We start from the raw sequence: 23,414 nt of genomic DNA, 5'->3' as shown, positions 1-23,414 counted from the left end.
TAAATATGAAATCGTCGTGTTACATCTAGAATGTTAATTTAAGATTAGTCATGTTGAAGTCTTATTGTTCGAACTCCAGGAAAGGGGTCGCAATAGATTATAAAAAGCAGTGGATTCCCTAAAAAGTTCAAAGGTATGACAATGAAGCAACGCCTTATTCTAAAGACAGCACTAAGTGCTGCAATTCTAGCTACTCTAGCTGGGTGTGCGTCTCAATCAGCTCATGATTGGAACCAAGACGAAACTTACAAGCTAACGATTCTTCACACAAACGATAACCATGGTCGTTTCTGGCAGAATAAATATGGCGAATACGGCATGTCTGCACGTAAAACGCTAGTTGACCAACTTCGTTCAGAAGTTGAAGCAGAAGGCGGTAGCGTGTTGCTTCTATCTGGCGGTGACATCAACACGGGTGTTCCAGAGTCAGACCTTCAGGACGCAGAACCTGATTTTAAAGGTATGAACAAAATTGGTTACGATGCCATGGCATTGGGTAACCACGAGTTTGATAACTCTTTAGACGTATTACAAAAGCAGATCGACTGGGCTAACTTCCCAATGCTATCTGCAAACATCTACGATAAAGCGACAGGTGAACGTAAGTTCCAAGCTTACGAGATGTTCGAAAAGCAAGGCATCAAGATTGCGGTTATTGGTTTAACAACTGAAGATACCCAAAAGATTGGTAACCCTGAATTTATCGCAGGCATCGACTTCCGTGATCCTAAAGAAGAAGCGAAGAAGCTAATCGCTGAACTTAAAGAAACAGAAAAACCGGATCTAATCTTTGCTGTGACTCATATGGGTCACTACGAAAATGGCCAACGTGGTGTTAATGCTCCGGGTGATGTCGCACTTGCTCGTTACCTAAACGAAGGCGATCTAGACATGATCGTTGGTGGTCACTCTCAAGAGCCTGTATGTATGGAAGGCCCTAACGTTGCGAAGAAAAACTTCAAGCCGGGTGATGAGTGTAAGCCTGACGTACAGAACGGTACTTACATCGTTCAAGCTCACGAGTGGGGCAAGTACGTAGGTCGTGCTGATTACGAATTCCGTAATGGCGAGCTAGAGATGGTGAGCTACGACCTGATTCCAGTTAACCTTAAGAAGAAAGTTAAGATCGACGGTAAGAAGCAACGTGTTCTTATTCAAGATGAAATCGCACAAGACCCAGAGCTACTTGAATTCCTACGTCCTTTCCAAGAGCAAGGTCAGGCACAGCTAGAAGTTCAAATCGCTGAGACAAATGGCAAGCTTGAAGGCGATCGTAACGTCGTTCGTTTCCAACAGACCAACCTAGGTCGTTTGATTGCGACTTCTCACATGGAGCGTGCAAAAGCAGACTTCGCTGTGATGAACTCTGGTGGCGTTCGTGACTCAATTGAAGCCGGTAATGTTACTTACAAAGATGTACTGAAGGTACAGCCTTTTGCAAACATCCTGACTTACACAGACATGACGGGTAAAGAAGTTCTGGATTACCTAAATGTAGTAGCGACTAAACCAATCGATTCTGGTGCTTACGCTCAGTTTGCTGGAATCTCTATGACAGTAGCGAACGGTGAAGTATCGAATGTATTCATCGGTGGCAAACAGCTTCGTCTAGACGAAACTTACCGTTTCACAGTACCAAGCTTTAACGCTGCTGGTGGTGACGGTTACCCTAAACTGTCTGATCACCCAGGTTACGTAAATACTGGTTTTGTTGATGCTGAAGTACTGAAAGAGTACCTAGAAGCAAACAGCCCGGTTGACGTGAACAAGTACGCGCCTTCAGGCCAAATGGTTTACAAGTAATTGTATCAATAGGTGCTAAATTAGATTGACTCTAGCACCATGATAAATTTAACTAAAGCGACGCCTTGGCGTCGCTTTTTGTTTATCTATCGTTTGGATTTGTTATGACCCCTGCAATCAATCTCGCCAAGAAAAAGAAAATCGCTCATAGTGTGCACCAGTATCATCATGATGCGAATAATACGAACTATGGTTTAGAAGCCGTTGAAGCGCTTGGTCAAGATCCCAAACGTGTATTCAAAACGCTGTTGTTCTGCTTGAATGGTGTGGCGAAAGATTTGGCGGTTGCCGTTATTCCTGTCGACCAGAAGCTAAATCTAAAGCTTGCCGCTAAAGCAGCGAAAGGCAAAAAAGCAGAGATGGCCGATCCTGAGATTGCTCAGAAAACCACGGGTTATGTTGTTGGTGGCATTAGTCCGCTTGGTCAGAAGAAAGCACTGCCTACCTTCGTTCATTCCAGTGCGACAGGTTTTGAAACGATATGTGTGAGTGCAGGTAAGCGTGGGCTAGAGATTGAATTAGACCCAAAAGACTTAACACTTCTGACTCGCGGCCAGTTTGCTGATTTATGTTTATAGATTGTCGTTGTCATGATGATAAAACTATCGAATGACCAACAAAAACGCCCGCTAGACTAATCTAGCGGGCGTTTTTATATCGAGAGTCTCGTCTTACTGATTCAGACTACTTCTTCAGACCTAAAGTACCACCAACACGCTTTGGTGCAGGTTTGTTCGGTCTGTTTGAATCTTGGCTGCGGTTTGCCGGCTTCCCGCTTCTACGATCGGTATTATCGCGATCTGTGCGATTGCGATCCGAACGATTTCTATCTGAATTAGAACGCTCTGAACGAGAGTTCGATTTCCAGTTCTCGGTATTACCACCGCTTTCACCATTCGATGAATTGCGGCCACGCTTTGAATTAGGTGCATGACGGAATTCATCCGCATTGTTACCGCGGTAAGTGCGAGTACGGTTCTCGTTTTGATTACGGCGCGCTGTTGAAGCTTGGTTCTCTTCACGGCTATCAAAAAGTTTCGCGTCAGTCGCTTTGCGAATGCGTTGACCTTTCGCGTTCATTTTTGACGCATCTTCCGTACTTACTGAGCCTTCACACATCGCTAAAATTTCAGTGATCTCTTCGTCGCTCAGGTAGCGCCATTTGCCGTTAGGAATACCGTCTAGTGAGATATTCATAATACGAACACGGCGTAGCTTAAATACTTCATAACCGAGCGCTTCACACATACGGCGAATTTGGCGGTTAAGGCCTTGTGTTAGCGTAATTCGGAATGAGAACTTAGTCTCTTTCTCTACTTTACATGGCAAAGTGACTGTATCGAGAATGTGAACGCCAGCGCCCATTTGCTTCAAGAATTCCGTCGTAATCGGCTTATCTACACGCACCACGTATTCTTTCTCGTGGTTGTTACCTGCACGTAGGATCTTGTTTACGATGTCGCCATCGTTGGTCAAGAAGATAAGACCATCAGAAGGCTTATCTAGACGACCAATCGGGAAAATACGTTTGTGGTGGCCGATAAAGTCGACGATGTTGCCAGGAATATCACGCTCAGTCGTACAGGTGATACCTGTTGGTTTATTAAGAGCAATGTAAATCGGCTTCTCTTTTGAGCGAACAGGCTTATTGTCGATCTCAACATCATCACCTGGCAAGACTTTAGTACCCATTTCAGGGATCTTACCGTTAATAGTAACTCGGCCTGCATCAATGAGCTTATCGGCTTCGCGGCGTGAGCAAAAACCAGTTTCACTGATGTATTTATTAAGGCGTTTAGCTTGGGATTCTTGTGACATGATATTCTCTTAGCGTTTCACAACGGAAATATAGATAAACAAAAAGCAACCTTTGGATAGTTGCTTCGAGTTGAAATTCGTTAACTGAGGTAATTTTAGCACTTGGTGTGAGTCTAGGCACGAAATATCGATCTTGATGCAAAATCGTTACTAGTCCATTTATCTATCTCAACCTATTAACTGGTGCGTTTTTGATGGCGCTCTCTGTTCTCTAGCTTTTTCTCATTACTCTTTCTGAGCATTACGTAGACTGCGCCCGTACCACCATGAAATTGCTGAGCAGAATGAACACATTGAACGTCGTTGATTTGTGTTAGCCAATTTGCCACGTAGCTTTTCATCATTGCAGGTGGATTCGAACGCTCACCCTTACCATGAACAATGATGACGGTACGAACATCCATTCTTAAACACTGACGCAAAAATGAAAGCACTTCGTTACGTGCGTCTTTCAGTGTTTTCCTATGAAGGTCGAGCTTGGCTTGAATAGGGTATTTTCCTAGGCGCAGCTTTTTGTATACGCCTTCTTGTACACCGTCTTTTTTATAAGCAACAACATCGTCTGGCTTGATCATTGGCGAATAGTCTAATGATAAGTAGTCTTTCTCGTCGTCAGACAGCCACATAGCGGCTTCACGCTTAGCAAGGTGAGATTCGGTGACTCGGTGTACTTTCTGGTGTTCAGCTGTGTCATGGTTGATACGTTTAACATCGCCCATCATTTCTTGGAATAGATCTAAGTCATCATCATGAGACATAGTGTGTATCTCAAGTTGGAGAAGGATAGGGTAAGTATACCTAAGTTGAGGTTAGGTTTAAAAATGAAAAAACCGGAGAAGACAATAAGTCTGCTCCGGTGCAAAGCGTTTTGACATTTACTTATAAAGTAAAAGAATACTTAAAAGTAAATGATTTAGGCAGAGCGATTCTAGTGAGGAGATTTTTCAGTCATAACTTTGTATATGAAGAAGCCTCCATAAAACATCATGAGACCCAGAGCCCCGAAGATTACTATCATTGAAGATAGTCCCACCGCATTACCAAATAGGAGATCTAGCCAAAAGTCCATGTGTATACCTCAAAGTTATATGACATGGCTTAGTGTATTAACAAGCATTATCAATTCACTGATCTGGATCAATCCTGTTTCATAAGTTAAATACTTGTTGGTAACTGTGTGTTTTTTGTCACATCATGCTCGTTGTTGTATGTCTTTTGTTCGAACGATTCAAAATCGCAATAAATATGAGAAAAAGCCCTTGCGGATAAATTCAGAACCCGTATTATACGCTCCATCGACAGGCAATGAGCCAGTTAGATATCTCGGTGAATAGCGCAGCTTGGTAGCGCATCTGGTTTGGGACCAGAGGGTCGGGGGTTCGAATCCCTCTTCACCGACCACATTAGAAAAAGCCGTAGCAGAAATGCTACGGCTTTTTTGTATTTGGGATTTCTACATTCTAACTGCATTGACTGTTTATGGTTGAGGGCAGAGAGTTAGGTCTATTGGACAAACTCATTTGTCGCAACGTTGTTCTTAACCCAGATCAAAGCTTGTAAGCGATTCTTCACCTTGATTTTTTTAAACGTGTTGTGAAGGTGTGCTTTGACCGTATTCTCACTGACATAGAGGGTATCTGCTATCTGAGTGTTAGATGCTCCATCACCGAGTAACTTAATGATCTGCTGCTCGCGTTTGGTGAGCTTGAGGTAATAAGGACTGGTTTTCGCGCACTGCCTCTCTCTGTAGAAGCTAATGTACTGGTAAATGAGCTTTCTACTCATCCACATCTCGCCTTGCAAAATGCAGTTAAAGCCGGCCACGAGCTTTTCAAGCGTGTCCGACGTATAAAAAATGCCGACAAGATACTGCCATTTAAGCATTTCAGAGTGCGGGAAATCGCCTGGTGTATTGAGTAGCACTTCATGGACATCACTTGCTACGTCATCTCTGAGCTCCTGGTATTTCTCAATGTATTGCTTACTCATTGTCGGGAAATCAATAATAATCAGAACTAAGTCATCGTTTTTTAGGGATTTAGCACTGAGCCTTTCCGGTGATATGAGTTTTATGTTCAGGTTAACTTTCTGTTCTATAGACTCTTTTAGTAGTATCGATTGTAAATTGTTCTCCGCAAGTAAAATGGCGTTATGAGCCTCCAGTTTAGCCATGTGGAACTCCTTTTCTTAACTCATTACTTGAACTTTAGGTGTTTTAGTTTAAAGCACGTATTGTTATTTTGCTAATTTTTAAAGCTAATTATTCATCAAGTTTATGAAATTAATTTAATAGTATTGTCGAAGGTAAAATAATACTTAAGTAGAAAGAGGGAATTACCGAGATTTATGGTTTTATTTTATTGATTGTACAGTCTTTATGAATTTTCCAGATCCCCTTGTTTGGGTGAAGTTTTATAGTGGCAGGAAACTGATTTATATTAATAATCAACGTTGTAATACCACTATTCGTATTCTGGTTGAAATTAGAGTTGGTGCTCGTACTCAACGTTAATGAAGATGCCATACTGTTATTTATGGTCAGAATAAGACTTTTATTTTTTATCAGGCACTGTACTGAATTTAAATCAGAAGAAAATCCATTAAAATGGAAAGAAATAAATAAAACGGCGACTAGCGCCGTTTTAATGTATGCACTGACACTCATATTAATTTTGGTAAATAATACCGACATTACCGTAAGCACCATTACCTAATACGACAGCACTATCATGTGATGTTTGTTCAACCGTAAATTGGTTCATATTACTGTTTTGTAATTGAACGACCGCATCAGAATGAGAACCTGTTTGTAGAACGAATACTCTATTATCGTCACTGTTCATTAGATCAATGTCGACATCGTTCCAATCACCACCACCTACGCTATTATTAACAATAGTCTGTACGTAGTTGTCATCACCGCTGATATCAATTGCAGCGTTATTGTAGTCAACGTCACCGTTACTGAATTCTGTATATGTTTGGTTTGAATCGCCATATATAGTCGTTTCGGCTCTGTTGCTGTCTGCTCCTCCAAGAGCTACGGTAACGGAAATGTTGTCATCACCCATTTGTGTTACACGAAGATCGTTAAAGTTACCGTATTGCTCAACTTGAACGCGTGCTTGGTTAGATTGTCCGTTTTGGTCAATTAGAGCATTGTTATACGAACCTCTAAGTTGAACATGTGCTCCATTTAGGTTACCGCTTTGTTCAACGACTACATCAGATTTGTAACTCGCGTGCGTATCGACCAATGCTGTGTGACCATCTGTTGTGCCTGACGTGTTTTGATTAATAGTTACATTAGCTCTGGCACCATTACCCATTTGCCAAAGCGCTGTGTTGTCACTAGCTGAGGGGATCGTTACTCCGCCAGCTGCAGCGGTAAGGGCTGCGTCAATACCAAGATCGGTTGTGCCTTCAATCACTCCAGTTCCAGGAGCTGAAGCTGGATAGGGAGCGGGTAGCGGATCTGCGTGAGCTACATTCAAACTAATGATGGCACCGACTAACATTCCAATTTGTGTAAGTTTCATAAGTTGTATCCTTATACATTTCCATGTCGACGTTGTTGTTGCTTCACAGAGAAGCAACTTGAATCAAGCTTCCATACTGCGCGCTAATTTGCTTGATTGATGTGAATTCTCATCGAGCTAGATGCTTTTACTAAAGCAAAGTCATTGCCGTCTTGAGAAATTCCTAAATTACTTCTTCCAGAACCAACCAAATAAGCAGTATTGCCATTGCCTTTTTGGTCAATGCTCAGCTGACTACTCTGTCTTGAGAAGTTAGCTTGTCCGATAACTGCTAAATTGTTATTCCCGTCTTGGGAAATAAGCGCTTCAGAATTTACTCCGAGTTGCCCAATTGCGGCATCGTTATTTGAACCATTCTGGTCTATTAAGGCGGTATTATTGCGCCCTGTTTGACCAATGTATGCGGAGTTAGAACTTCCGCTTTGCGTTATCTTCGCTCTGTTGTTCGCGGTAATACCAGGACTGCGTTGCTTTATTATTGCTATTGAATCAGTAGCATTAGATATATTTAATTCTGAATAATTATCTAAATCTCCAGAAGAGAAGCTTTCTAAATAATTATAATCATTGACTATATCTTGATTAACATTATGTAAAAAATCCCCTTCTATATCTGACGCGATAGCATTATTAAAACCTCCTGATAAAAAATATAAACAAGTTAAGCTGATAAGTGATGCTTTCCCAATTACCATCATCTTTACCTTAAAGTGTTCGTGATTATGATCCCTACGAAAATAAACTGCGTAGGGAATGAGTGAACCTTTGTCTTATCGAAATCCTAGGCCTTGAATTTACGAACAGCTATAAACTTAAAGTTGAAAATATTTAGTTGTTCATATGAAATTTAATTAGTATTTGACCGAATCCTACCAACCTTAGTTAATCAATTCCCTTCAGTAATTAATTCGAAAGTTTATATATGCCACTGTAAGCATGAATTACGCTTTATTCTGTTTCAACGAATCACATTCTCATTTTGTAAATAGACTTTGAATGGGAGCACATATGAAAATCAAGCTGCTTACAATAACTCTGCTTTCCTTTGCTCTTCATGCAGAAGAAAAGAGTCATGGTCTTGAAAATGCTGCTCCTTTAGAAAATGGACAAAAACTTGAGGACTCGACAAATAATCTTAAGGAAAAATTCAATGACTTCAGTGAAGTCGATGGAATCATTGTGGACAGAACCATTACGCGGTTGGGAGAGGATTTCTATTTTTTCTTCTCGCAATCGCTCAATGATAGTTATCCCGACCTTAAGGAAAATTTGACGGTAAAAGAAAGGCCAACGGCGTTATCAGGAAGCATCATAGAGGTTCAACACTCTAGAAAACCGATCTTCCGTACGGCGTTGTCCCCTGGTCGTAGACAAGCGAAAGAACGCGCTGCCGATGCAACACGAGTGGTTGGGAATTACATCATCCGATGGCAAGCGGAACGGATCTTTCAGGACACTTACGATCTAGACCATGATGAATTTTAAGGAGCCAAGGATGTCGATATTTTTCAGAAAGGCCGCGCTCATTGCGCTGATAGTTTCGCCTTCGGTTTACTCAAGCGAATTAGTTTATACGCCCGTAAATCCAAGTTTTGGCGGAAACGCTTTAAACAGTTCTCACCTTTTTAATCACGCTAATGCTATCAATGATTATGAAGACCCAAGTGCAAGGGATATCTTTGATGAGCAAGAATCAGCCTTAGATCGTTTAGCGTCTAGTTTAGAGTCCCGTTTAATTAGCCAATTGCTTGCTGATGTAGGTAACGGAAATACGGGGCAGTTGGAAACTGATGATTTTTTCCTGAATATTGTGGATGATTCCGGGACTTTGTTGGTTCAAATCGTCGATAAAGAGACTGGGGAATCGACAGAAATCAGTGTTTCTGGATTAAACCCCGACCTCTAATCACAAGGATTGTGTTATGAAATCGATCATTATCGTCTTCTTGACCTTTGTGTTGGGAGGGTGCACTTACTCTATGCAAATTCCAGAGACTTCTGAAACGCCAAAGTTGATGCCGAGAGGATCGACTTATACGGACCTGATCTCATTACCTCAGCCTCGCGGTAAAATACTTGTTTCGGTTTATGATTTTAGAGATCAAACGGGACAGTATAAACCTCAGCCAAACAGTAACTTTTCGACAGCGGTACCACAGGGTGGGACGTCTTTATTGACGACAGCACTTATCGACTCTCAGTGGTTTGTACCTCTGGAGCGTGAAGGGCTCCAAAACTTATTGACTGAACGTAAGATCATTCGAGCGGCTCAGAAAAAAGATAAGGTCGTAAATAATCATGGGGCAGACTTGTCGTCTTTGAGTTCCGCTAACATCGTCATCGAAGGCGGGATTGTGGCTTATGACTCGAATATTGTTACCGGAGGAGCTGGCGCCAAGTATCTAGGTATTGGTGGTTCCGGGCAATACAGAACGGATCAAGTCACGGTGAATTTGAGAGCCGTCGATGTTCGAACTGGGCAAGTTCTTTTGAGTGTCACGACGACTAAAACCATTTCCTCCCATGAAATCGGCTTCGGTGCATTTCGCTTTGTTGACTACAAAGAGTTGTTAGAAGTAGAGATGGGCTATAGCCAAAATGAACCGGTCAATATTGCTGTGATGTCTGCTATTGATGCCGCGGTGATTCATTTGATTGTGAAAGGAATGAAGCGTGGAATGTGGTCGCCGAGCGATCCGAATGCATTAGAAAATCCGATTATCGCACGTTATTCCGAAGCGAGTACAGACATACTTTAAGCTACCGAGTAAGCAGCAAAATAGGGCTATGCGGAAAACGGACCTTTCCCTTAGCCCTGTTTTTTTCTTCAAGCAACTCAATGATCAATTCACATCACACGTAATATCTTTTATCGGTGTTTCCGAGGTAACAAAACAAACATACGCTTCCGCTGGCTTATTCGGGCCTATTCGAATGTAACCTGCCTTTATTTCATCTTCATCAAACGTCACCGAGTGAGTGCTTCCCGTTTGGTTGTCGTAAAAGTTTGCTTCAAAATTGTTGTTCATTTGGCTTGCGATACGGTTTCGTGTTGTAGATGTTGTGAACGTAATATTGGCGCAGCGCATCGGTGGTTTCTCTGTAATCAAAAACTGTCCGCTTTCTTTATCTAATACACCGCCTTTGGTATCCGGTTGTATGTCTATCGCCTGAAACTGTTCGATGGTGCATGTTTCTTTGGCTGAGGCTATTGAGGGCATCAGCATCGTGAGGGCTAAAGGGAAAGCAAAAAGTACTGGTTTCATTAGAACAACGCCATAGGTAAAAAGAGCGAAAGATAATAGCACTGCAATGGTGCTATTAAATGTAAAGATTCTGTTATTAAGGAAATGCTTTTATAACGAAAACAAAATGAGGTTGAGCATCGTTAGCTTTTTTAGCTAGTCTCAAATTGACATTGGGCTGATTGGCTTTGTGATTGCTGAATGACACTGAAGCCTTTCTTTTCTAATAACTGTATAAGGTTACCTTCTCCAATTAGGTGCAAGGTACCAACTACTATCATGTAGTTCCCTTTAGTCTTAAGCTTCCAATCATTGGAGGATAGTTTGTTTGCCCAGTCTATGTTGCGATCGGTTAAGAATGCTTTCTCAAGTTCAGGCGACATCTCTGACAGTTCTGAGAAGGCTTCCAGCTTCGCTAAATCACCCGCTTTCCAGCTTTCAATCAGGCAATGAACCACGCGATCAGTTTGGTCAAATTCTTCAAGGCTACTGACTAACCACTCTTTACCGTCGTCCTTTTGTTTTGTCATCAGGTCTATTTGGAATTGCAGAGGCTCCAAACTGATAACCGGAACATCTTGGGTAGTCGCTTTGTTCGCTAGCGTCGCATCAACGCCGCTGGCGGAGCCATAACCAAGGTTTTTTAACTGCTGCATTTGTATGGAGAGAGAAGTTGCCCAAGGCGGTGAGCGAAGCAGTTGTTGCGTCGGCATGCCCAATGATTTTGATATGTCGGTTAATAATTGCAGCTGTTCTGTATTGAGTACATCGGCAGTCGTGAGTTTGTTGCGGGGATATACAACGCCATCAGACTTTCTGATATCCGTTTCGATAATTAAGCCATCACTGTTTTTTAGCGCGTCGGTGATCGCCGAAGGAAGGGGGTACATACTCTCGTCCCCAACGTGCACGGAACCTAAGATAGTGAGTGTCAGTTCATCCTTTTTTGCTTGCCAATAAAGGGGCTCGGCGACCGCTTGCCTAGCTGAAAAAGCGAGAACGAATAAAACCATGTAGAAGAATGGGCGCAAAGGGAGCTCCTTTAGGAAGTATTAAACTCGTCAAAATCGATTTTGACGTTGTTTTTTAACGGTTTTTTTTGAGAACGATGTCACGTTGTTTGTACGAAAAGTATAACAACACCAAAAAACTCTTAAACCTTTCTCAGTAACAACGACACGATTTTATGAAATCGGTAAAAAAGATTGTGATTCATTTCTCAAATTTTACGTCAAAATTAAAATGACGGAAGTGCCGTTGCTTGTAACTTGATGATTTTATTTAAATTAAATTTATCAATATTTTTGAGATTTGAAGCCGATCACTTTATTAGCTCGATTTAATTCACGGTAAAAAATAAGCCCATATAGTTTATCTAACTTTCGAAGCGCTCCATTTTGCTTCTTACTCAATTTTTAATTTATGGGTGAATACGATGTTGAAGAGAAACTTACTATCTGTAGCGGTATTGGCTGGCCTAACAGGTTGTGCAGTAACGCAAGCACCAGAACAAAAAGTAGTGAATGCACTGGCTGATAATCTTGATGTTCAGTACGAAATTCTAACTAATCATGGTGCGAATGAAGGCTTGGTTTGTCAGGACCTAGGTGCTGAATGGGCGTCATGTAATAAAGTGAACATGACGCTAACCAATGACGGTGAAGCGATTGACTCTAAAGATTGGAGCATCTACTTCCACAGTATTCGTCTTATTTTAGATGTTGATAATGAGCAATTTAAGATCACTCGCGTTACTGGTGACCTTCACAAGCTAGAACCTACTGAAAAGTTTGACGGCTTTGCGGTTGGTGAAGAAGTGGTTCTTCCGTTAACGAGTGAATACTGGCAACTGTTTGAAACTGACTTTATGCCAGGTGCATTCGTGACGGCGCCAAACGCAGAACCTAAGATGATTGCATCATTGAATACAGAAGATGTTGCATCGTTCGTAACTGGTCTAGAGGGTAATAACCTTAAGCGTACGCCTGATGATAATAACGTAATGGCGACAGCGGTGACGCGTTTTGAAAAGAATGCTGATCTAGCAACGCAAGACGTATCAACTACTTTACTACCAACGCCAATGTCGGTAGAAGCCGGTGAAGGTTCAGTTAGCATTGCTGGTGGTATTGCCCTACCTAAAGACGCATTCGACGCTGAGCAATTCGCAGCAATTGAAGAACGTGCAGATGTGGTAAACGTAGATGTGAGTGGCGACCTACCTGTGAGTGTCGCTGTTGTTCCTACTCAGTTTACGGGTGATTTAGCGAAATCTGGCGCTTATGAACTAAGCATCTCGGAAGAGGGGATTGCAATTAAAGCGTTTGATAAAACGGGTGCTTTCTACGCAGTTCAGTCTATTTTTGGCCTAATAGATAGTCAGAACGCTGAATCATTACCACAACTGTCAATTAAAGATGCGCCTCGCTTTGATTATCGTGGTGTGATGGTGGACGTTGCTCGAAACTTCCACTCAAAAGATGCCATCCTAGCAACGCTAGATCAAATGGCGGCATACAAGATGAATAAACTGCACCTTCACCTAACGGATGATGAAGGTTGGCGTTTAGAAATTCCAGGTTTACCAGAGCTAACGGATGTAGGGTCTAATCGTTGTTTTGATTTGGATGAACAAAGCTGCTTACTGCCTCAGCTAGGTTCTGGTCCAACAACAGACAACTTTGGCTCTGGTTTCTTTAGTAAAGCGGATTACGTCGAGATCCTAAGCTACGCTAAAGCGCGCAGCATCGAAGTTATCCCTGAAATTGATATGCCAGCACACGCTCGTTCAGCTGTGGTATCAATGGAAGCGCGTTACACTCGTCTCATGGCGGAAGGCAAAGAAGCAGAAGCGAACGAATACCGCTTGATGGATCCGCAAGATACATCGAATGTAACCACGGTTCAGTTCTACGATAAGCAAAGCTTCATTAACCCATGTATGGAGTCATCAACTCACTTCGTCGATAAAGTAATCTCTGAAGTGGCGGCAATGCACCAAGAAGCGGGCGTACCGCTAACGACTTGGCACTTCGGCGGCGATGAAGCGAAAAACATCAAGTTAGGCGCAGGCTTACAAGATATTAATGCAGAAGATAAAGTGGCTTGGAAAGGCAACATCGATTTGTCTAAGCAAGATAAGCCGTTCCAACAATCACCACAATGTCAGTCATTGATCGCTGATGGTACTGTAAGCGATTTCGGTCATTTACCAAGCCACTTCGCAGAACAGGTTTCTAAGATTGTTGCTGAGAAGGGTATTCCACACTTCCAAGCATGGCAAGATGGTCTGAAATACAGCGAAGGCGAGGAAGCATTTGCGACCGAAAGTACACGCGTGAACTTCTGGGACGTTCTTTACTGGGGCGGAACTTCATCAGTATACGATTGGTCAGCAAAAGGGTATGACGTGATTGTCTCTAACCCAGACTACGTATACATGGATATGCCATACGAAGTTGATGCAGCTGAGCGTGGTTACTACTGGGCAACACGTGCAACCGATACTCGTAAGATGTTTGGCTTCGCACCAGAAAACATGCCACAAAACGCAGAAACATCATTAGACCGTGATGGCAATGGCTTCAGTGGTAAAGGTGAGGTTGAAGCGAAACCTTTCTACGGTCTGTCAGCTCAACTTTGGTCAGAAACAGTACGTACTGACGAGCAATATGAATACATGGTGTTCCCTCGCGTATTGGCAGCAGCAGAGCGCGCATGGCACCGAGCAGATTGGGAAAACGACTACAAGGTTGGTGTTGAATACTCTCAAGAAACTAACTTAGTGAATAAGCAAGCGTTGAACAGCGACTTTAATCGCTTCGCGAATATTCTTGGTCAACGTGAGCTAGCTAAGCTAGAAAAAGCGGGTATTGATTACCGACTACCAGTTCCAGGTGCGAAGGTTGTTGACGGTAAGCTAGCGATGAACGTTCAATTCCCAGGTGTAGAGCTGCAATACTCTGCTGATGGCGAAAACTGGCTAACATACGATGAGCAACAACGTCCATCAGTTTCTGGTGAGACTTACATCCGCTCTATTTCAGAAAGTGGTGAGAAAGTAAGTCGAGTGACCTCAGTTAAATAATCGATAAGCACTATTAGTAGAAGAGCTCCTGACCTTTATCTTATTCAAGATAAAACGGGAGCTCTTTTTGTTTACTGCGAATTAGGTGCATATCCAAAACTGAAACATATAGAAATCGCCTTTGGTCATATCATCAACAATGCACATAAGGTGACTTTAATCCCAAAAGTGACGCGCTTCTCATTATTCTCTTCAAAAAATAAGCCCCCTGTAAAAAACTCTAAATCAGATGTGATTCAACTATCTAGATCTAATTTTTCTTCGTGAAATAACATGATCCCGATCTGTATATTTTTCCATCTTAAGTTTTTTATCAATTTTTATGTTTTTAAGTTGTTGATTTTAAAGTTTTAAATAACTTGTCTTTTTTTGATAGTGAGAGGGATCACTCTGCTGTCCCTTTTATTTTTAAACGCGAATTAATTCGAGCAACATAGATTTCATGCCAGGGAGGCTACCAACTACTCAAGCGGTGAAGGTGAATGATGTACCGAAGATGTGCCGCTGAAAAAATTAAACTAAGGCAGTTTACTATGAAAAAAATTATCGCTCTAAGTGCTCTTTCTCTTGCTTTCGCTTCTAGTGCTTTTGCTGGTTCTTCTTACGTAACGGGTAACATCCAAATTCATGACGATGGCCGTATCCACGGTTCTGACATGACTTCTACGCTAGAAGCTGGTCACACGTTTGACAACTCTCTAGGCGGCTTCACGGTTTATTCTGAGTTTGATGGTATCCAACTGGGCAAACTTGAATCTGAAAATGGCGGTGCAGGTAATACTACTCCAGGCATCACTGTAGGTGGTGAGCAATCTTTCAACATCACTGACAACCTATGGGTTGCTGCGGGTTACCAACACCTATTCTCTGCAGGCGAAAGCATTCAGTTCCGTCCACTAGTTAAGATCGGTTACAACTTCGACAACGGCATCTCTATTAGTAACCGTACTCGTGCACACATCGATGATACTTCAGCTAATGCTGACACAGACTACCGCATGGATAACCGCATTGCTTACACAGTGAATGCTGACCTAGCGCTTAGCTACAACAACGTATACATGATTGATGCTGAAGCGATGGACCACGAGTTACGTGCAACATGGACTCGTCAAGGCGTTCAACCTTACTTTGAGTTCCGTAGCCAAGCTAACGGTGTAGATTTCGCAAACGGCGATTCTAAGCAGAACAACGCATTCGTATTCGGTGCTTCTTACGGCTTCTAAGCTGATTCGCTTGGTTGCTTAGTCTATTAGATTATTAGCCGAGTGAGCTTCTTCGCTAAATAGCTTTTTGCTAAATAGCTTGCTAGCTAATTAGCGAGGGGAACATAGCGGTACTAACAGCCCGGTTGGTGCCGCGACAAGATTTGCTTTACTGTCCAAAAGCAAAGAGCCTAGCAAGTAAACCACAGTCTTGGGATTACTGAATGCTAGGCTCTATTTTTATGACTTCTTTTTATTGCTGTGTGTTGGTCTGTTTAGGTTCTATTTCCCGTTGTAGTGACGGTATTCAAACACCTGACCTTTTTCATTAAACGCATACACAGAATACTCGTCTTTCTTATCCCCATATTCCATGCCTGGCGAACCCATTGGCATACCCGGAACCGCTAAACCAATCGCATTACGTGGTGGGTTTTCTAGAAAGGCTTTAATGTCATCTGCTGGAATGTGTCCTTCAAATACGTATCCGTCGATCTCTGCAGTGTGGCAAGAGGCTAGCTCTTGTGTTATCCCTAGTTTCTGCTTGATTGGGTTCATATCATCGTGGAGCTTCTCAGTAACATCGAACCCAGCATCTCGCATATGTTCAGTCCATTCTGTGCAGCAGCCGCAGTATGGAGATTTGTGGTTTAGAACATCAGTAGCTAAAGCTTGTCCTGAGATTGCAGCGAGTGCAGTAAGAGTCATAATTTTACGAATCATGGTTAACCTCATGAATATGGTTTTTGTTGATATTAGAATGAGTGGGTTTGAACAGTCTTAATCTGTTGGCATTGCTGACTACGGTGATTGATGACATCGCCATCGCAGCGCCTGCAACGACAGGGTTAAGTAAAAATCCAAAGAATGGGTAGAGCACACCAGCCGCAATTGGAATACCAAGTGAATTATAGATAAAGGCACCAAACAGGTTTTGCTTCATGTTTCTCACGGTCGCTTGGGAAAGCTCAATCGCGTTACTGACAGATAATGGCGACGAGTTGAGTAGTGTCATTTGCGCACTTTCAATCGCCACATCGCTGCCGCTACCCATTGCTATGCCTATATCTGCTTGAGCAAGTGCAGGCGCGTCGTTAATACCGTCTCCGACCATGGCAACACTCTTATATTGCTGTTGCAGCTGAACAATGTGTTGAGCTTTCTGCTCTGGAAGCACTTCTGAAATCACTTCGTCGATACCGACGTTTTTACCTATCGCTTGAGCTACAGAGTCGTTGTCGCCCGTTAATAGCACAGTGTGAATTCCGGCGGATTTTAGTTGAGCTATCGCCTGTTTGCTATCTATTTTTAACGCGTCTGAAATGCCCAATATGCCTTCCAGTTTTTGGTCAATCGCAATGAAAATAGGCGTCCACGCTTGCGAGCGGCAAAGCTCGATGAAATCCGCGCCAACCTCTGTATTGATACCTAATTGGGTGAGGTACTTAAGCGAGCCAACTTGCACTTTCTTGCCGTTAATTGTTGCTTGAACCCCAAGCCCTCGTTGGTTTTCAAATTCGCTGTGTGGGAGTACTGAAACTTCCAAGCTCTCTGCATATTGGCAAACGGCTTTGGCAAGTGGGTGCTCAGATCCTACTTCTACTGAATAAGCACAAGCCAGTAATTCTTGTTCTGATAAATCGCCATAAAAGGCTTGCTGAACGGTTGGCTTACCTTGGGTTAGGGTGCCTGTTTTATCAAACACGACAGCATCAATTTTGCTTGCAGATTGCAACACATCGGCATCTTTGATCAGAACGCCAAACTCAGCGGCTTTGCCAACGCCGACAGTAATTGAAAGTGGTGTCGCAAGGCCTAAGGCACATGGACAAGCGATGATCAGCACTGTGGTTGATACCACTAACATGTAACTGGCGCTTGGTTGTGGGCCAACAAAAAACCAAACTAAGGCGGCAGCAACTGCGATTGCGACCACAACCGGAACAAAAACGGCTGAGATAGAATCGGCAAGCTTGGCGATTGCTGGTTTACTGCTTTGCGCTTGGCGAACCATTTGAATGATCCGAGCCAGCATGGTGCTTGATCCAATCCCAGTCGCTTCAATAATTAAACTACCATCCCCATTAATAGTGCCCGCAGAAACGCCATCATTTATTGTTTTGACTTTGGGCAGTGGTTCACCGGTCAGCATCGACTCATCGATATAAGATTCACCTGAGACTACGACACCATCAACCGGTACTTTTTCTCCGGGTTTTACTCGTACCTGCATGCCTACCTGAATCGCTTCTACTGCGATGGTTTGTTCTTTGCCATCGACAATAACCACCGCTTTTTGAGGCTGTAAGTTAATCAATGCCTGTAAAGATTTTGTGGTACGCGCTTTGGCTTTGGCTTCGATGTAGTGACCTAAAGAAATAAGGCCAACAATCATCGCACTTGCTTCAAAATAGACATGACGAGAAGCTTCAGGGAACCACGATGGAATGAGCACAACCAACATTGAGTAGAACCATGCTGCTCCTGTACCCAAAGCTACTAGCGTGTCCATGGTCGCGCGTTTATGCATCAAGGATTGCCAAGCATTGGTGAAGAAGCTACGACCTGAAGTGGCTAGCAGTACCAAACAGACGACACCGATTAAGCCCCAAGCCAATTGGTCGTTAAATGTAGCAATAGTCATGCTGCCACCAAACAGACCCCACGCCATCAGCGGAGCACCGATAAGCAGCGCGCTTACCGAATTTTTTAGGAAAGCTTTTTGGGTACGAAGTTGTTGTTCTTGCTGTTTTTGTTGTTGAGTCGCCGCGTCATCAACGAACTCTGCACCATAACCTGCGGTTTTTACGGATTCTATTAGCGCGCTTTCGATGACGTCTCGTGTTTTGGAGGTGAAAACCAAGGCAGTTTGTTCGGCAAGGTTGATCTGAGCTTGGTCGACAAACTCATTCTTTTTCAGTGCTTTCTCTACCGAAGAGACACAACTCGCACAAGTCATCCCCTCAAGAACAAGGTGATAGGTATATTGGCTAGCTGCGGTTTTATCTTCACTCTTTTTATCTGCTTGTTCGTCTTCTAAATCTGAACTCGATGAAAGGTCATTCGTTTCTGAGTAGGGAGCTGCGTGGTAACCCAGGCTTTCGACCAGCTTAATCACCTCAGACTCAGAAAGCAGAGTAACCAGTGATAATTCCTGTTTGCTGACTTCTAGGTTTAAGGCTTGCTCAGTTTGTTCAAGCGCTTTAGTCAGTTTGCTCACACACTTGCCGCAACTCAGACCGGATAGCGAAAGGTGCAGCTGATTACCCATAGAATAGCCAAGCGTTGCTAACTGTTCGTTGAGCTGAATGTAACTAAATGGAGTCGAAATATCGATGTAGGTCGGCGATATGTCATTAATCATCGTGCTGTCGAGATCGCTAAACAGTGTGCGAACTTTCTTCGCGCAACCCATGCAATTTAGGCCGTTGAGCGCCGTTGTGTAGTAGTTCATATCGATACTCCAATTCTCATCTACGCCTAACATAAACCTTCCCGTAAGGGTAAGGTCAAACATAAATTCAAGAATTTGATCTTGGTGGAGTGCTAGCTGGTGGTTTCAGTTTGGAATGGAAGAGGGAAATTAAGAATGTGCGGCTATAATCTACTTGCTAAGACTATCTATTTACGACTTTAAGGGCGTAATTGGCCTTTCAATAACGGCTTTCGTACAACAACAGCGCATTAATCATTCACTACTGATTGTAGATTTAAGCGGTGGTGATAAAATAGCGCCCAAAATTTAGTGATATTTTTCTGTTACAGGCTTTGTAATGGCGAGCACTAAAAGAATCACCTACATAATCAAGGTATTTAAATGACGGTTAAAACTCGTTTTGCTCCTAGCCCAACTGGCTATCTTCACGTTGGTGGTGCACGTACTGCACTTTACTCTTGGCTATTCGCTAAAAACCAAGGCGGTGAATTCGTTCTACGTATCGAAGACACAGACCTTGAGCGTAACTCTCAAGAAGCGGTTGATGCAATTCTAGAAGGCATGCAATGGATGGGTATGGAATGGGATGAAGGTCCTTACTACCAATCTAAGCGTTTTGACCGTTACAACGAAATGGTTGATAAGCTACTTGCTGAAGACAAAGCATTCAAATGCTACGCGTCTAAAGAGCTGCTTGATGAAATTCGTGCAGAGCAAGAAGAAAACAAAGAAATGGCTCGCTACGATGCTAACCACCCTAAAATTGTTGCAGCAAACGAAGCAGCAAAAGAAGGCGATGCGTGCGTTATCCGTTTCCGTAACCCTAAAGAAGGCAGCGTAGTATTTGATGACCAAATCCGTGGTCGCATTGAAATCGCAAACAGCCAACTTGATGACCTGATCATTCGTCGTACAGACGGTGCACCAACTTACAACTTCGTAGTAGTAGTGGATGACTGGGACATGGGTATCACACACGTTGTTCGTGGTGAAGACCACATCAACAACACACCTCGTCAAATCAACATCTATGAAGCACTAGGCGCGCCAGTTCCAACGTTCGCTCACTGTGCAATGATTCTTGGTGATGACGGTGCGAAACTTTCTAAGCGTCACGGTGCTGTTTCTGTAATGCAATACCGCGATGAAGGTTACCTACCAAATGCATTAAACAACTATCTAGTTCGTTTAGGCTGGTCTCACGGTGACCAAGAGATCTTCTCTCAAGAAGAGATGATTGAATTCTTCAGCCTGAACGCTATCAGCAAGTCTGCTTCTGCATTCAACACTGATAAGCTACTTTGGTTGAACAACCACTACATCAAGACATCTGAGCCTGAGTACGTTGCAAAATACCTGCAATGGCACCTAGACGCACAGAAGATCGATACAACAAACGGTCCAGCTATCACTGAAGTGATCAAGCTAGTTGGCGAGCGTTGTAACACGCTTATCGAACTTGCTGAGCAATCTCGTTACTTCTACGAAGATTTCTCTGAGTTTGAAGCTGGCGCAGCGAAGAAGCACCTACGTGGTGTTGCTAAAGGCCCACTAGAGCTTGCGCTTGCTAAGGTTGAAGCGCTTGAAGATTTCACGACTGCAAACATCAAAGACGGTGTTATCGCAGCAGTATGTGAAGAGCTAGAGATCGGCATGGGTAAAATCGGTATGCCACTTCGCGTAGCAGTAACAGGCGGCGGTCAGTCTCCTTCTGTTGATGCAGTGATGGAGCTTGTTGGTAAAGAGCGCGTAATCGCTCGCATCAAGATGGCTCTTGAGTTCATTGCTGAGCGTGAAGCTAACGCTTAATCCTATTTCTCTTGTTTGAGATAGAATGTACTCGAGATAGAACGATCATCAGCCGACAGCTTAATTCGCTGTCGGCTTTTTATTGTTTAATGAAAATACGGTCAACGTATTTTAGGACGAGACAGTTATAGCAAGTCTTGAGCTTTTGCTAAAACACTGAGTTTTGGGAATATATTTTGGCAGCTGTGCTGGTGGTTCATCGGGTTCATATCTGCAATCGCATCTTCGACAATCACCACGTTATAACCCAGTTCAAATGCTTGTCTAGCCGTTGATTCGACCCCAATACTTGTTGCTACCCCGGTCAGATAAATATCCGTAATACCTTGCTCACAAAGCTGCTTCTGCAAATCTGTGTTGGTAAATGCACCCCAGGAATATTTGGTTAGATAGCGATAATTAGGGTTTAGGCGCAGGCTTTCGATGACCTCTCCCCATACGATCTTTGATGCGTCAGGCTGAGCCGCTTTATTTTGCAGTTCCGTTCGGCCTTGTGGACGACCGGCTACATTAACAATAATTACGGGTAAATCAGCATCATCAAATGCATCGCAGAGAGCAAGGCTGTTCTCTATGATCGGTCGGGACACGGTTTCCGGTAATTGATCAACGATACCTTGTTGCAGGTCGATAACGACAAGCGCAGAGCATTTACTCATTTTCATTACTTTATGCCTTAGTGGTCTTTGTGTGAGGTTATAGTGGTTAACTTTTACGGTGTATTAAGCGGGTGTAAAAGCGGATGAAAGCCAGTGCAACCATCATATAAATGAGTAGGTTCAAAGGGGTAGTGACGTCATAAACAGGCACAAGTTGCGTTGCGCTCATGGTAATCATTACTAATAGGTTGCCCCCGAGAACTCGATAGACCATCCACTGATTACCAGCGAACAGGCGATACACCGTAAAGACATTAACAAAGTAAAATGCCATTAATTGCCATACTTCGGTCATCGAAGGTAACAGCAGAACATACTGAATGAGGAACAGTGACCCAAAGGCTAAGTAGCCAATGGTCCAGTGCTTTATCATTTGCCTAGGCATGTTGCTTAATATCAAGGCGCAAATGGCACTGTTAATGATGAACAGACTTCCCGATGATATTGGTAGATATATCCAGACTAGAATTGCTGAGATGAAGCTCATTGTGCCGACTAACGTATTGCTTAATCGTTGCTGGCTGTTGTCAAGTAATCGGGCAAATAAGCGCTTTTTCTTAAAGTTACCCTGGTAGAATTGTTTGACTGTCTCTGGAAAAGGGGGCTTGTAATCGACATTAACCGATGATGCTTCAATAAAAGCCATAGCCTGGTTAAGTATCGAAAAATCATTGTGATCAACCCCTTGATCATGGGCGTTTTGCAGTAACTGTTTGGCAACCCAGATTGCTTGAGTTTGCTGTTGATGCTTCCACTGCTTTCTGGCAGGCATACGGCCATGCAAATCGGGCAGGCGCATCAGATCGTTCAGCGCTTTGAAGGTCGGGCTTTCAATATTTAACTCGCAGCTCGTGTGTAACTGGAAACGCTGCGCTGAGTCATTGTAAGCGAGTGAATGAATGAGGGGAGACATCGCCTCTAAAACAACACTGACTTCGTTGTTAAAGCGTGTGTCATCATCCTCAGGCCAAACCACGCTATAGATGGTCGTATAGACCACGAAGCCAAGCAGGGTTTCTTGCAGCCTTAGTACCGCAATATTAAATGTAGCTACACCATCAAAGCTGCCAGATATCGCCAGCAGGATGCAGACAATAAATGCCGTAATGTAAGCATAGCCGATGACCGGATCGGAACCCATGTATATACAAATTGCGAGTAACAGTGCGATGTTTGCTAAAAAATAATATCGATCTTGCCCAAAAACAGCGATTAACCAAAGCCCGACAAACGCGCCACAAAGCGTCCCCAACAATCTGAGAATGCCTTTTTTCTTGCCAGCAGTAATAGTATCAGTGATGGCCAATATATTGACCACGATAGCCGCCCAGTAAGGCTTCTCAAGGTTAAAATACAACGCAAGGTAGATAGCTAAACAAAATGCTAGGGCAACCTTTATGGCATTCTTGGCTGGAGTGCTCAGTGACTTTATAATGAGTAGCATAGTGGGGTTTAGCGGCAGAGGGATCGAATACGAGGATATTGCCTGATCTTTTGGTCAGCCTAAACTCTAGTTTGAAGGCCTTGATCCATCAAATATAGCAACTCTATTGCATCGTTTAACATTCAGGGGGAGGGGGGCGATCAGTCACTCTACTTATACGATATTGTTCGATGCTGATAATGATCGATAGATCTTCTAATAGTTAATAGCGATAGAACATCAGGTTTATCGTTCTTCTAAGCTGGCTAGTTGTTCCGATTATTTTAGGTTCATCGCGGCTTTCCGGGGAAAGCCGCTTTTATCTTCAAGAAGAAGTAGTCGGTATCTCGATACCCATACCCCATTCGCTTGATTAGCTTTATCTTGTTG

General features: G+C 43.1%; 20 protein-coding genes and 1 tRNA gene. 9 read left to right on the top strand and 12 right to left on the bottom strand.

Translation table 11 applies throughout. The features are described 5' to 3' along the window. Positions 1–141: 141 nt before the first annotated feature. Positions 142–1,803 (top strand): bifunctional UDP-sugar hydrolase/5'-nucleotidase UshA, encoded by a 1,662-nt coding sequence (ushA, locus tag F0229_RS20170; RefSeq protein WP_017064163.1) that lies wholly within the window; start codon positions 142–144, stop codon positions 1,801–1,803. 104 nt (positions 1,804–1,907) lie between these two features. Continuing rightward, complete coding sequence (ybaK, locus tag F0229_RS20165; protein WP_171733547.1) at positions 1,908–2,381, top strand: Cys-tRNA(Pro) deacylase; 474 nt, start codon at positions 1,908–1,910, stop codon at positions 2,379–2,381. Between the two features lie 106 nt (positions 2,382–2,487). On the opposite strand, the gene rluF is transcribed toward ybaK, so the two are convergent. From rluF to F0229_RS20150, 3 genes are all read right to left on the bottom strand, one after another. Then, positions 2,488–3,621, bottom strand: a complete 1,134-nt coding sequence (gene rluF, locus F0229_RS20160; protein WP_017064161.1) for a 23S rRNA pseudouridine(2604) synthase RluF — start codon at positions 3,619–3,621, stop codon at positions 2,488–2,490. 176 nt (positions 3,622–3,797) lie between these two features. Continuing rightward, complete coding sequence (gene smrA / locus F0229_RS20155) at positions 3,798–4,379, bottom strand: DNA endonuclease SmrA (RefSeq protein ID WP_171733546.1); 582 nt, start codon at positions 4,377–4,379, stop codon at positions 3,798–3,800. 170 nt (positions 4,380–4,549) lie between these two features. Beyond that, the gene (locus F0229_RS20150) at positions 4,550–4,690 is read right to left on the bottom strand and encodes a DUF3149 domain-containing protein (protein ID WP_017062321.1); all 141 of its coding nucleotides are present in this window, start codon (positions 4,688–4,690) and stop codon (positions 4,550–4,552) included. A 255-nt stretch (positions 4,691–4,945) separates the two neighbouring features. Between F0229_RS20150 and F0229_RS20145 the strand changes: the two genes are divergently transcribed. Next, positions 4,946–5,022: transfer RNA gene (locus F0229_RS20145), tRNA-Pro, on the top strand. Between the two features lie 102 nt (positions 5,023–5,124). On the opposite strand, the gene F0229_RS20140 is transcribed toward F0229_RS20145, so the two are convergent. The 3 genes from F0229_RS20140 to F0229_RS20130 form a co-directional block, all read right to left on the bottom strand. After that, complete coding sequence (locus F0229_RS20140; RefSeq protein WP_017064159.1) at positions 5,125–5,793, bottom strand: LuxR C-terminal-related transcriptional regulator; 669 nt, start codon at positions 5,791–5,793, stop codon at positions 5,125–5,127. 494 nt (positions 5,794–6,287) lie between these two features. Then, positions 6,288–7,160 carry a hypothetical protein gene (locus tag F0229_RS20135; RefSeq protein WP_017066861.1) on the bottom strand — a complete coding sequence of 291 codons (873 nt, stop codon included), beginning with the start codon at positions 7,158–7,160 and terminating at the stop codon, positions 6,288–6,290. A gap of 83 nt (positions 7,161–7,243) precedes the next feature. After that, positions 7,244–7,855 (bottom strand): hypothetical protein, encoded by a 612-nt coding sequence (locus F0229_RS20130; protein ID WP_017064156.1) that lies wholly within the window; start codon positions 7,853–7,855, stop codon positions 7,244–7,246. A 313-nt stretch (positions 7,856–8,168) separates the two neighbouring features. Between F0229_RS20130 and F0229_RS20125 the strand changes: the two genes are divergently transcribed. The 3 genes from F0229_RS20125 to F0229_RS20115 are packed head-to-tail and all read left to right on the top strand — an operon-like array spanning position 8,169 to position 9,919. Beyond that, a complete protein-coding gene (locus tag F0229_RS20125) occupies positions 8,169–8,645 on the top strand; it encodes a curli production assembly/transport protein CsgE (RefSeq protein WP_017064155.1) in 477 nt (158 codons plus the stop codon). 10 nt (positions 8,646–8,655) lie between these two features. Next, entirely contained in the window at positions 8,656–9,066 is a 411-nt protein-coding gene (locus F0229_RS20120; protein ID WP_102333662.1) for a curli assembly protein CsgF, read from the top strand. A gap of 16 nt (positions 9,067–9,082) precedes the next feature. Beyond that, the gene (locus F0229_RS20115) at positions 9,083–9,919 is read left to right on the top strand and encodes a CsgG/HfaB family protein (protein WP_017064153.1); all 837 of its coding nucleotides are present in this window, start codon (positions 9,083–9,085) and stop codon (positions 9,917–9,919) included. Between the two features lie 84 nt (positions 9,920–10,003). Here the strand turns inward: F0229_RS20115 and F0229_RS20110 are convergent, their stop codons facing one another. Both F0229_RS20110 and F0229_RS20105 read right to left on the bottom strand, forming a co-directional pair. Next, positions 10,004–10,426: a hypothetical protein gene (locus F0229_RS20110; protein ID WP_171733545.1), complete on the bottom strand. Its 423-nt coding sequence runs from the start codon at positions 10,424–10,426 to the stop codon at positions 10,004–10,006. A gap of 131 nt (positions 10,427–10,557) precedes the next feature. Beyond that, positions 10,558–11,436: a TraB/GumN family protein gene (locus F0229_RS20105; protein ID WP_171733544.1), complete on the bottom strand. Its 879-nt coding sequence runs from the start codon at positions 11,434–11,436 to the stop codon at positions 10,558–10,560. Between the two features lie 404 nt (positions 11,437–11,840). Here F0229_RS20105 and F0229_RS20100 point away from each other — a divergent pair, with 404 nt between their 5' ends. Together F0229_RS20100 and F0229_RS20095 are read left to right on the top strand one after the other, a co-directional pair. After that, entirely contained in the window at positions 11,841–14,492 is a 2,652-nt protein-coding gene (locus tag F0229_RS20100) for a beta-N-acetylhexosaminidase (protein WP_171733543.1), read from the top strand. Between the two features lie 533 nt (positions 14,493–15,025). Beyond that, positions 15,026–15,718: an oligogalacturonate-specific porin KdgM family protein gene (locus F0229_RS20095; RefSeq protein WP_017064150.1), complete on the top strand. Its 693-nt coding sequence runs from the start codon at positions 15,026–15,028 to the stop codon at positions 15,716–15,718. Between the two features lie 261 nt (positions 15,719–15,979). On the opposite strand, the gene F0229_RS20090 is transcribed toward F0229_RS20095, so the two are convergent. Continuing rightward, positions 15,980–16,420 (bottom strand): DUF411 domain-containing protein, encoded by a 441-nt coding sequence (locus F0229_RS20090; RefSeq protein ID WP_017064149.1) that lies wholly within the window; start codon positions 16,418–16,420, stop codon positions 15,980–15,982. Continuing rightward, entirely contained in the window at positions 16,410–19,214 is a 2,805-nt protein-coding gene (locus F0229_RS20085; RefSeq protein WP_171733542.1) for a heavy metal translocating P-type ATPase, read from the bottom strand. The genes F0229_RS20090 and F0229_RS20085 overlap by 11 nt, the downstream gene beginning before the upstream one ends. Positions 19,215–19,514: 300 nt before the next feature. Between F0229_RS20085 and gltX the strand changes: the two genes are divergently transcribed. Beyond that, positions 19,515–20,942, top strand: coding sequence for a glutamate--tRNA ligase (gene gltX / locus F0229_RS20080; RefSeq protein WP_017069020.1), 1,428 nt, complete (start codon positions 19,515–19,517; stop codon positions 20,940–20,942). 125 nt (positions 20,943–21,067) lie between these two features. Here gltX and F0229_RS20075 read toward each other — a convergent pair whose 3' ends face one another. Together F0229_RS20075 and F0229_RS20070 are read right to left on the bottom strand one after the other, a co-directional pair. Continuing rightward, a complete protein-coding gene (locus tag F0229_RS20075) occupies positions 21,068–21,607 on the bottom strand; it encodes an isochorismatase family cysteine hydrolase (RefSeq protein WP_017060533.1) in 540 nt (179 codons plus the stop codon). A 40-nt stretch (positions 21,608–21,647) separates the two neighbouring features. Continuing rightward, positions 21,648–23,045: an FUSC family protein gene (locus F0229_RS20070; protein ID WP_017060532.1), complete on the bottom strand. Its 1,398-nt coding sequence runs from the start codon at positions 23,043–23,045 to the stop codon at positions 21,648–21,650. Between the last annotated feature and the right edge of the window lie 369 nt (positions 23,046–23,414).

It is taken from the genome of Vibrio sp. AIC-3 (genome assembly GCF_013114515.1).
Taxonomy (GTDB): domain Bacteria; phylum Pseudomonadota; class Gammaproteobacteria; order Enterobacterales; family Vibrionaceae; genus Vibrio; species Vibrio crassostreae_C.
This window is presented reverse-complemented; position numbering and strand designations above follow the sequence as displayed.

What these genes read in the sequence shown, in the direction of transcription:
- ushA (WP_017064163.1), top strand. Translation starts at nt 142, where the DNA reads ATGAAGCAACGCCTTATTCTAAAGACAGCACTAAGTGCTGCAATTCTA.
- ybaK (WP_171733547.1), top strand. Translation starts at nt 1,908, where the DNA reads ATGACCCCTGCAATCAATCTCGCCAAGAAAAAGAAAATCGCTCATAGT.
- rluF (WP_017064161.1), bottom strand. Translation starts at nt 3,621, where the DNA reads ATGTCACAAGAATCCCAAGCTAAACGCCTTAATAAATACATCAGTGAA.
- smrA (WP_171733546.1), bottom strand. Translation starts at nt 4,379, where the DNA reads ATGTCTCATGATGATGACTTAGATCTATTCCAAGAAATGATGGGCGAT.
- F0229_RS20150 (WP_017062321.1), bottom strand. Translation starts at nt 4,690, where the DNA reads ATGGACTTTTGGCTAGATCTCCTATTTGGTAATGCGGTGGGACTATCT.
- F0229_RS20140 (WP_017064159.1), bottom strand. Translation starts at nt 5,793, where the DNA reads ATGGCTAAACTGGAGGCTCATAACGCCATTTTACTTGCGGAGAACAAT.
- F0229_RS20135 (WP_017066861.1), bottom strand. Translation starts at nt 7,160, where the DNA reads ATGAAACTTACACAAATTGGAATGTTAGTCGGTGCCATCATTAGTTTG.
- F0229_RS20130 (WP_017064156.1), bottom strand. Translation starts at nt 7,855, where the DNA reads ATGGTAATTGGGAAAGCATCACTTATCAGCTTAACTTGTTTATATTTT.
- F0229_RS20125 (WP_017064155.1), top strand. Translation starts at nt 8,169, where the DNA reads ATGAAAATCAAGCTGCTTACAATAACTCTGCTTTCCTTTGCTCTTCAT.
- F0229_RS20120 (WP_102333662.1), top strand. Translation starts at nt 8,656, where the DNA reads ATGTCGATATTTTTCAGAAAGGCCGCGCTCATTGCGCTGATAGTTTCG.
- F0229_RS20115 (WP_017064153.1), top strand. Translation starts at nt 9,083, where the DNA reads ATGAAATCGATCATTATCGTCTTCTTGACCTTTGTGTTGGGAGGGTGC.
- F0229_RS20110 (WP_171733545.1), bottom strand. Translation starts at nt 10,426, where the DNA reads ATGAAACCAGTACTTTTTGCTTTCCCTTTAGCCCTCACGATGCTGATG.
- F0229_RS20100 (WP_171733543.1), top strand. Translation starts at nt 11,841, where the DNA reads ATGTTGAAGAGAAACTTACTATCTGTAGCGGTATTGGCTGGCCTAACA.
- F0229_RS20095 (WP_017064150.1), top strand. Translation starts at nt 15,026, where the DNA reads ATGAAAAAAATTATCGCTCTAAGTGCTCTTTCTCTTGCTTTCGCTTCT.
- F0229_RS20090 (WP_017064149.1), bottom strand. Translation starts at nt 16,420, where the DNA reads ATGATTCGTAAAATTATGACTCTTACTGCACTCGCTGCAATCTCAGGA.
- F0229_RS20085 (WP_171733542.1), bottom strand. Translation starts at nt 19,214, where the DNA reads ATGTTTGACCTTACCCTTACGGGAAGGTTTATGTTAGGCGTAGATGAG.
- gltX (WP_017069020.1), top strand. Translation starts at nt 19,515, where the DNA reads ATGACGGTTAAAACTCGTTTTGCTCCTAGCCCAACTGGCTATCTTCAC.
- F0229_RS20075 (WP_017060533.1), bottom strand. Translation starts at nt 21,607, where the DNA reads ATGAAAATGAGTAAATGCTCTGCGCTTGTCGTTATCGACCTGCAACAA.
- F0229_RS20070 (WP_017060532.1), bottom strand. Translation starts at nt 23,045, where the DNA reads ATGCTACTCATTATAAAGTCACTGAGCACTCCAGCCAAGAATGCCATA.